The sequence below is a fragment of the Streptomyces sp. sk2.1 genome (assembly GCF_008120935.1).
Lineage (GTDB): Bacteria > Actinomycetota > Actinomycetes > Streptomycetales > Streptomycetaceae > Streptomyces.
The window spans coordinates 1-931 of sequence record NZ_RDBO01000112.1; the positions used below are offsets into that span (position 1 = coordinate 1).

A 931-nucleotide genomic window follows, 5' to 3' on the forward strand; every position below is an offset into this window, starting at 1 on the left:
GAAGTGCGGGGCCGGGCGGGCCGAAAAACAATGGTTCCCATGACTGCCTGATCGGGGACGACTGAGAGGTCTTCCGCATGCGAGCCATAGCCGTCGGCGCGTTCCGGGCCGACCCCGCACTGGTGGAGATGCCCAAGCCCGAGCCGGGTACCGGTGAGGTACGGGTCAGGATCGAGTACGCCGCGCTCAACCCCTGCGACTGGCAGACCGTTCGGGGCGCCCCCGGGGCCCCGGCCACCGCCCGCGTCTTCCCCCTGGTCGTCGGCGTGGACTTCGCCGGCCGGGTGGACATGATCGGCCCCGGCGACAACCGCTTCCGGGTCGGCGACCAGGTCTTCGGCCGGGTCGCCGGAGCCGCGTCCGGCAGCGGCACGTACTGCGACTACGTGTCCGTGCCGCAGGACTCCGCGATCGCCCTCGTCCCGCCCGGCCTCCCCCTCCGGGCCGCGGCCGCCCTGCCGTCCGCCGGGATGGCCGCCGCCCAGATCCTGGAGGGCGCGGCGCTCCGCGGCCACGAGAGCCTGCTGGTCATCGGGGCCGCGGGCGGCGTCGGCAGCTATCTGACCCAGCTCGCGTCGGCCCGCGACATCCGCGTGATCGCCGCCGTGCGCGGCGCCGAGCACGAGCGGATGGCCGCCCTGGGCGCCGCCGCCACCATCGACGTCACCGACCGCCCCCTCGACGAGGCCGTGCGCGAGGCATGCCCGGACGGCGTCGACGCGCTCGTCGACCTGGTCTCCACCACACCGGACGCCTTCGCCGCCCATGCCGCGCGGGTGCGCCCCGGCGGCATCGCCCTCACCACGCACGGCGTCGCCACCGGGGCCGCCCTGCCCCCGGGCGTGACCGGCGTCGACTTCCGGCTCGAACCCACCCCGGTCCTGCTCGACGTCCTGGCCGCGGGCGCCGCCGAGGGCGTCCTGCGCGTGCC

1 protein-coding gene is annotated in these 931 nt (G+C 76.0%); it reads left to right on the top strand.

The features are described 5' to 3' along the window. Positions 1-77: 77 nt before the first annotated feature. Positions 78-931, top strand: an 854-nt coding sequence (locus EAO76_RS40875) for an NADP-dependent oxidoreductase (RefSeq protein WP_148841307.1), incomplete at its 3' end; no start/stop codon positions are given.